7 protein-coding genes are annotated in these 7,607 nt (G+C 64.8%); 6 read left to right on the top strand and 1 reads right to left on the bottom strand.

The features are described 5' to 3' along the window. Positions 1-162 precede the first annotated feature (162 nt). The 6 genes from AC0L3P_RS24530 (at position 163) to argG (ending at position 6,142) form a co-directional block, all read left to right on the top strand. Entirely contained in the window at positions 163-1,002 is an 840-nt protein-coding gene (locus AC0L3P_RS24530) for an SDR family oxidoreductase (protein WP_473305776.1), read from the top strand. 117 nt (positions 1,003-1,119) lie between these two features. Continuing rightward, positions 1,120-1,782, top strand: coding sequence for an invasion associated locus B family protein (locus AC0L3P_RS24525; RefSeq protein WP_473305773.1), 663 nt, complete (start codon positions 1,120-1,122; stop codon positions 1,780-1,782). A 183-nt stretch (positions 1,783-1,965) separates the two neighbouring features. Then, positions 1,966-3,159 carry a dual-specificity RNA methyltransferase RlmN gene (rlmN, locus tag AC0L3P_RS24520; RefSeq protein WP_473265613.1) on the top strand — a complete coding sequence of 398 codons (1,194 nt, stop codon included), beginning with the start codon at positions 1,966-1,968 and terminating at the stop codon, positions 3,157-3,159. Positions 3,160-3,282: 123 nt separating this feature from the next. After that, positions 3,283-3,777 carry a hypothetical protein gene (locus AC0L3P_RS24515; RefSeq protein WP_473305941.1) on the top strand — a complete coding sequence of 165 codons (495 nt, stop codon included), beginning with the start codon at positions 3,283-3,285 and terminating at the stop codon, positions 3,775-3,777. 157 nt (positions 3,778-3,934) lie between these two features. Then, the gene (locus AC0L3P_RS24510; protein ID WP_275169131.1) at positions 3,935-4,711 is read left to right on the top strand and encodes a phosphatase PAP2 family protein; all 777 of its coding nucleotides are present in this window, start codon (positions 3,935-3,937) and stop codon (positions 4,709-4,711) included. Between the two features lie 93 nt (positions 4,712-4,804). After that, complete coding sequence (gene argG, locus AC0L3P_RS24505; RefSeq protein ID WP_354209702.1) at positions 4,805-6,142, top strand: argininosuccinate synthase; 1,338 nt, start codon at positions 4,805-4,807, stop codon at positions 6,140-6,142. A 164-nt stretch (positions 6,143-6,306) separates the two neighbouring features. Here the strand turns inward: argG and AC0L3P_RS24500 are convergent. Beyond that, a partial coding sequence (locus AC0L3P_RS24500; protein ID WP_473305770.1) for an OmpA family protein occupies positions 6,307-7,607 on the bottom strand: 1,301 nt, incomplete at its 5' end.

Below are 7,607 nucleotides of genomic sequence, written 5' to 3'. Positions count from 1 at the left end.
CCCGCCCCAAAAATCCGTTTTTTTTTTCTAAAATAAAATCCGCCCAAACCCACTCCCAATTCCCCGCCCCCCAAACAAAACAAAAACCGCCACCGCGGAAAGACTCTGGATTGCTTCGCTGCGCTCGCAATGACGGGAAGAAAGAAAGGGAGGATTCAAACCATGTTTGAAACAGGCCTGCTCAAGGACAAGCGAATCCTCGTCACCGGTGGCGGTTCGGGTCTCGGTGCTGCGATGGCGCACCGCTTCCTCGCGCTCGGCGCCGAGCTCGTGATCTGCGGCCGCAAACTCGATCGGCTCGAGGCGGCGGCGAGCGAGATGCGCAAAGAGACCGGCGGCAAGGTCACGACGATCGCCTGCGATATCCGCGATGGCACCGCCGTCGAAGCGATGATGGACGCCGTCTGGCGCGAGGCGCCGCTTGATATTCTCGTCAACAATGCGGCTGCAACTTTCATTGCGCAGAGCGAGCATCTCTCATTCCGCGCCGCGGATGCGATCCTCGCGCCGACGTTGCATGGTGCGATGTATTGCACGCTTGCCGCCGGCAAGCGCTGGATCGACGTCAATCATGACGGCGTCGTGCTCTCGATCCTCTCGACCTCGACCATCACCGGCCGCGCCTTCACTGTGCCGTCGGCGATGGCGAAGTCGGCCTTGTTGGCGATGACCAAGAGTCTCGCCGTGGAATGGGGCCCGAAGGGCATCCGCACCGTCGCGATCGCGCCGGGACCGTTCCCGACCGCGGGCGCCTCGGGTCAGCTCCGCCCCGAGGGTCGCAACGAAGAGTGGGCCGCGCGCAACCCGATGGGACGCGCGGGCGAGCACGGCGAGCTTGCCGACCTCGCCAGCTTCCTGGTCTCCGACCGTGCCGGCTACATCAACGGGGAGATGGTGGTGATCGACGGTGGCGCGCATTTGCGCAGCTCCGGCGCCGAGGATCTGTTGCGCTGGACCGATGCGCAATGGGCGGAGCAGCGCGCGGCACGATCCAGGGCCTAGTCGCCGCGGCCCTTCGCTAACTGCCTTCCCAAATTGGACTTTCCCGGCTATCCCTGCTCGGGGACAACGCGCGGCCGGGCCATCTTCCAGTCACAATATTGAGGGAACCACTCCAGCATGTGGCGGGTGCTGATTTTAGCTTTGATGGCGGGCGTGGCGGCCTGTGGAATCACTGATTCCGCGCGGGCGCAGACGGCGCAACCTGCGCCCAAAACTGCACCGAAAGAATCCGCCCCGAAATCGGCTGCGCCGGCGGCCAATACGACCGGAAAGACGGCTGCAAAGCCCGAGAGCAAGCCGACGGTCCCGCACGCGACGGTTGCGGGCGGCGCCGAGCCGACCCTGATCGGTCAGTTCGGCACCTGGGGCGCCTATTCGGCCGCACCCAATGGCAAAAAGGTCTGCTTCGCGCTGGCCAAGCCGTCTTCATCGAAGACCAACCCGCCGAATCGGCCGCGCGATCCTGCCTATGCCTTCGTCTCCACCCGCCCGGCGGAGAAGGTCAACAACGAAGTCTCGGTCATGATCGGCTACGCGCTGAAGCCGGGCTCTGAATCCTCGGTCGAGGTCGGCGGCGCCGCTTTCGCCATGTACTCGCAAGGCGACGGTCTCTGGATCAAGAACGCGGCCGAGGAAGAGCGGATGGTCGAGGCCATGCGCAAATCCGCCGATCTCGTGGTCAAGGGCGTCTCGTCCAAGGGGACCGAGACGACCGACACTTTTTCGCTGAAGGGCCTCGCCCAGGCGCTTGACCGGATCTCCCAGGATTGCAGGCGTTAAGGCTGCGGTCGATAAGGTCGCAATCGGCGGTTCCGGTTGCTATATAGGGGCTATTCCAAAGGTACAGCCGTCATGGCCGGGCTTGTCCCGGCCATCCACGCGCTGGCTACGGGCGGACAAGAACGTGGATGCCCGGGACAAGCCCGGGCATGACGAGACAGCAGCAGCAATCTCAGGCAATCGATGACCGAGCCGCACAACGCAACACTGGTGGAGAAGACTCCGCTCGAAACCTATGTGCCGCCGGCGAAACCCTCGCTGATTGGCCTGTCGCGCACCGAGCTTGCCGATCGCCTCGGCGAGATCGGCGTTGCACCGGCGCAACGCAAGATGCGCGTGCAGCAGCTGTGGCACTGGATGTATTTCCGTGGCGCCCAGAATTTCGAAGAGATGACGTCGGTCTCGAAGGGCATTCGCGCCGATCTCGCGCAACATTTCACCGTCGACCGGCCCGAAGTCGTGGCCGAGCAGATCTCCAATGACGGCACGCGCAAATGGCTGCTGCGGCTGCCGAGCGGCGACAATGTCGAGCGGGCGCATGAAGTCGAGTGCGTCTACATCCCCGAAACCGATCGCGGCACGCTGTGTGTGTCCTCTCAGGTCGGCTGCACGCTGAACTGCTCCTTCTGTCACACCGGCACGCAGCGCCTGGTGCGCAACCTCACCGCCGGCGAGATCGTGGGTCAGGTGATGGTCGCACGCGATCGTCTGAACGACTGGGCCGATCGCGAAGACGGCACGCGTCGCGTCACCAACATCGTGATGATGGGTATGGGCGAGCCGCTCTACAATTTCGACGCGGTGCGCGACGCGCTGCTCATCGTCGGCGACAACGAAGGCATCGGCATCTCCCGCCGCCGCATCACGCTGTCGACCTCGGGCGTGGTGCCGAACATTGTGCGCGCGGGCGAGGAGATCGGCGTGATGCTCGCGATCTCGCTGCATGCGGTGCGCGACGAGCTGCGCAACGAGCTGGTGCCGCTCAACCGCAAATATCCGATCAAGGAATTGCTGCAGGCCTGCCGCGACTATCCCGGCGCCTCGAACGCGCGGCGCATTACCTTCGAATATGTGATGCTCAAGGGCGTCAACGATTCGCTCGACGATGCCAAGCTGCTGGTGAAGATGCTCAAGGGCATTCACGCCAAGATCAATCTTATCCCGTTCAACCCCTGGCCCGGCACCGCCTATGAATGCTCGGACTGGGACCAGATCGAAAAATTCTCGGAGTACGTCTTCAACGCCGGCTACTCCTCGCCGGTGCGCACGCCGCGCGGCCGCGACATCCTCGCCGCCTGCGGCCAGCTCAAGTCGGAAACCGAAAAACTCTCCGCCAGGGAACGCCAGACGCTACGCGCCATGGCGATGACGGACTGAGCTGATGCGCGCACGTGCTCTCGCATCCTCGTCATTGCGAGCGCAGCGAAGCAATCCAGAGTCTTTCCGCAGAGGCAGACTGGATTGCTTCGCTACGCTCGCAATGACGGCGAGGGTGACGTCATGTCCCTGATCGGCCGCCTCATCGTCATCTTCATCGGCTTTCTGGCCGCCTGCTTCATCGGCGGCATGATCGTCGTTGTCGCGCTGTTGTTTCCGGAGTTCGCCGATCTCGGCGCCGGTCCCGTCGACCAGGGCACGATCGATATCGTGCTCGGGTTCGGCTTCATCTTCGTCTCCGGTTTTGCGCTGGTGCCGACGGCGGTGATCGTCGCGATCACCGAGGCGCTCTACATCCGCAGCGCGCTCGCCTATGCCGTGGGCGGCGGCGTCGTGGGGCTCGCCTGCTATCTCGGCCTGGTCCCGTTTCATTCCGACACGCTGCAATTCGAAGGCATCGTGCGGCGGCACCTGGAGATCATGACCGGCGCGGGCATTGTCGCCGGTGTCGTCTACTGGCTGATCGCCGGCCGCAATGCCGGCGCTTGGCGCAATCCGCCGCTGCCGCGCAATCCGCCTCCGCCACTGCCGTCGAATTCAAGACCGGATGCGCGGTAGCTTGCGCCGTCATTCCGGGATGGTCCGAAGGACCAGACCACAGGTGCGCAATTGCGCACCGGGGAATCTCGAGATTCCGGGTTCGGTGCTGCGCACCGCCCCGGAATGACGGTCCCAAGGGTTTTCATCCCCTTCCCACTCGGCTAAACCGCGCGCCATGAACCGGACTGGACTCTTCATCGCCCTGGCGCTGTGGCTCGTGATCGGCGTCGTTTTCGGCCTCTATCCCGAGCTCGATCTCAAGCTCGCCGCGCTGTTCTTCGACCCCGCGACGAAGACGTTTCCGCTCAAGCTGAACGATTGGGCGAGCTTCGCGCGCGATGCCGCGATGTGGGTTGCGTGGGCGTTCGTGCTGCCTGCGCTGGTCGCGCTTGTGGTCAAGATGGTCCGGCCCGACCGCCCGCTGATGGTATCCGGGCGCGCGATCGTCTTCTTGCTGGTCACGATCATCATGTCGGCCGGCATCCTCACCAATCTCGCCTTCAAGACCTATTGGGGCCGGCCGCGCCCGGTGGTCGTGACGCAGTTTGCCGGCGATCAGCAATTCGTGCCGTGGTGGGATCCGCGCGGTGGCTGCGCGCGCAACTGCTCGTTCTTTTCGGGTGAGGGCGCGACCGCGTTCTGGACGCTGGCGCCCGCCGCACTGGCACCGCCGCCGTGGCGGCCGCTCGCTTATGCCGGAGCCGTGGTGTTCGGCCTCGTGACCAGCGGGCTGCGGATGGCCTTTGGCGGCCACTTCTTCACCGACGTGTCGATCGCCGGCCTCGTCACCTTCGTCGTGATCTGGTTTGCCTACGCGCTGATCTACCGCTGGCCGCGGACCCGGTTTTCGGACGAGGCGGTCGATGCCGCCCTGACCCGGCTGAACATGCCCGCCTACCGGCTTCGCCAGCGCCTGTTCGGCCGCAAGACGAGTGCCGAGCCGTCCGTTTGAGCCATTAAAGGGGTGCCGAGCCCCGCGAAATTTGATATTCGCGCGGTCAAGCCGTGAAACGACATCAGCCCTTCGAGACCGATTGGAAGCCCCATGACCACGATCCTGAAAAGCCTGCCCAAGGGTGAGAAAGTCGGCATCGCTTTTTCGGGCGGCCTCGATACCAGCGCGGCGCTGCTCTGGATGAAGCAGAAGGGCGCGCGCTGCTACGCCTATACCGCCAATCTCGGTCAGCCCGACGAAGCCGACTACAATGAGATTCCGCGCAAGGCGATGGAGTTCGGGGCGGAGAAAGCGCTGCTGGTCGATTGCCGCACGCAGCTCGTCCATGAAGGCATCGCCGCGATCCAGTCCGGCGCCTTCCATATCTCCACCGGCGGCATCACCTATTTCAACACTACGCCATTGGGGCGCGCCGTCACCGGCACGATGCTGGTCGCGGCGATGAAGGAGGACGGCGTCAACATCTGGGGCGACGGCTCGACCTTCAAGGGCAACGACATCGAGCGCTTCTATCGCTACGGCCTGCTGACCAATCCGGGCCTGCGCATCTACAAGCCCTGGCTCGACCAGCAGTTCATCGATGAGCTCGGTGGCCGCGCCGAGATGTCGGCGTTCATGACGGCGCAGGGCTTTGCCTACAAGATGAGTGCCGAGAAGGCCTATTCGACCGACAGCAATCTGCTCGGCGCGACGCACGAGGCCAAGGATCTCGAGAGCCTCGACAGCGGCATCAAGATCGTCAACCCGATCATGGGCGTGCCATTCTGGCGTGACGACTGCAGCGTCAAGGCCGAGAAGGTCGTGGTGCGTTTCGAGGAAGGCCAGCCGGTCGCGCTGAACGGCCAGACCTTCTCTGATCCCGTCGCGCTGTTCCTCGAAGCCAACGCGATCGGCGGCCGCCACGGCCTCGGCATGAGCGACCAGATCGAGAACCGCATCATCGAGGCCAAGAGCCGCGGCATCTATGAAGCGCCCGGCATGGCGCTGCTGCACATCGCCTATGAGCGCCTCGTTACCGGCATCCACAACGAGGACACCATCGAACAGTACCGCATCAGCGGCATGCGTCTCGGTCGCCTGCTCTATCAGGGCCGCTGGTTCGATTCGCAGGCCCTGATGCTGCGCGAGACCGCGCAGCGCTGGGTGGCCCGCGCCGTCACCGGCGAAGTCTCGCTCGAGTTGCGCCGTGGCAACGACTACTCGATCCTCAACACGGAAAGCCCGAACCTGACCTATGCGCCGGAGCGGCTCAGCATGGAGAAGGTCGAGGACGCGGCGTTCACGCCGGCCGATCGCATCGGTCAGCTCACCATGCGCAACCTCGACATCAACGACACCCGCGCCAAGCTGAAGCTCTACAGCGACACGGGCCTGCTCTCGGGCAGCGAAGGCTCGCAGATCTTCCGGCTGGAGAGCGACAAGAGCTGATGCGCTCAGGGATTGCTGCCTCATTCGTCATTGCGAGCGAAGCGAAGCAATCCAGAATCTTTCCGCAGCGATAGTCTGGATTTGCTTCGTCGCTTCGCGTCTCGCAATGACGAAAACAAAAATGGCCGGGATTGCTCCCGGCCATTTTGCATTTATGGGTGCGGCTACCGCGGCGGCGCGGTGCCGGGAGGGGGCGGCGGCAGCGAAGCCTGCCCACCGTTGAGCAGCGGCGTGATGTTGCGGACGGTGACGCGACGGTTGATCGCGCTCGGCCCTTGCGTCTGCTCCTTCAGGTACTGCTCGCCATAGCCCTGCGAGGTCAGGTTCTCAGCCGGCACACTGAATTGCTGTGTCAGCAATTCGGCCGCGGACTGCGCGCGACGATCCGACAATGACAGATTGTCGACGTCGTTGCCGACCGCGTCAGTGTGTCCCTCGATCAGGAACACCGCACGCGGGTTGGCTTGGATCGCCTGATTGAGACCGTCGGCGATCACTTGCAGTTTCGCCGCCTGATCCGGTGGGATCGTCCACGACCCCGTCTCGAAGGTGATCGAGTTGACGTCGATGCTGGGCATCTGCATGCGAACATTGGGGCTGTAGCGGATTTCGTCGAGCGTATAACGCCGATCGATCCGCTGCACCGGCGGTGCCCGCATGGTCTGGTAGATCACGTCCGGCGACGCCTCCTGGGCATCGACGATATAGCGGTCGTAGGGAATGTTCACGACCGGCGGCGGCGCGTCGACATAGAAGCCGCCGACCGACTGCGGATCGCGGTAGCTGTTGTCGATGATGATGAGCTCGCGGCCGCGAGAATCCCTGCGAATTCGCCGCAGCAGCCGACCGTCCGGACCGACAACAGTAATGATCTCGCTGCCGTCGGGACGGATCACCACGGTGCGGGTATCGGCGCCGACAGTCTCGGTGCGGATGTCGCGGGCGCCGTAGCGGAAGCGATAGAGATCGTTGCCGCGGACGTAGGTCTGCCCACCGGGATCGCGGATGATGATGCGGTCCGGCTCGGTGTAGACGGTGCGACCGCCTTCGACGGATTCGCGCCGCTGATTGTGGAGGTCGGCGATCGTGGCTCCAATCACGGCGCCGGCCACCACGCCAGCACCGATCGCGAGCGGCGTGAGGTCACGCTGCGGCGGACGCGGTGCTGGCGGCAGCGGTGCTGCGACCGTCGGCGCGGTTCGGAAGGCCGGCGCAACCGTCGGCGGCGCGTATTGCGCCCTGTTGGGCGGAGGCGTTGCGGCGGCGGAGCCCGGGACGGTGCTCGGTGCCGCAGCGCCGGCGGGGGGAGCCGGTGGCTGGGGCGGGGCACCTGCCTGCGGCTGGGTCGGCGGAGTTCCGGCAGCGGGTGCGCCGGCAGGAGGAGCTCCACCCTGGCGCGCCCGCGGCGGGGTGGCACCGCCCCCCGGCGCCGGGGTGGGGGTGGGGGGGGGGGGTGGGCCCGGGG

Source organism: Bradyrhizobium sp. WSM4874 (assembly GCF_055811835.1).
The sequence above is the reverse complement of the archived record's forward strand: the minus strand, read 5'-3'. Positions and strand labels throughout refer to the sequence as shown.

Excerpts from the sequence above, each read along its gene's own strand:
- argG (WP_354209702.1), top strand. The coding sequence starts at position 4,805 with ATGACCACGATCCTGAAAAGCCTGCCCAAGGGTGAGAAAGTCGGCATC.
- AC0L3P_RS24525 (WP_473305773.1), top strand. The coding sequence starts at position 1,120 with ATGTGGCGGGTGCTGATTTTAGCTTTGATGGCGGGCGTGGCGGCCTGT.
- AC0L3P_RS24510 (WP_275169131.1), top strand. The coding sequence starts at position 3,935 with ATGAACCGGACTGGACTCTTCATCGCCCTGGCGCTGTGGCTCGTGATC.
- AC0L3P_RS24515 (WP_473305941.1), top strand. The coding sequence starts at position 3,283 with ATGTCCCTGATCGGCCGCCTCATCGTCATCTTCATCGGCTTTCTGGCC.
- AC0L3P_RS24530 (WP_473305776.1), top strand. The coding sequence starts at position 163 with ATGTTTGAAACAGGCCTGCTCAAGGACAAGCGAATCCTCGTCACCGGT.
- rlmN (WP_473265613.1), top strand. The coding sequence starts at position 1,966 with ATGACCGAGCCGCACAACGCAACACTGGTGGAGAAGACTCCGCTCGAA.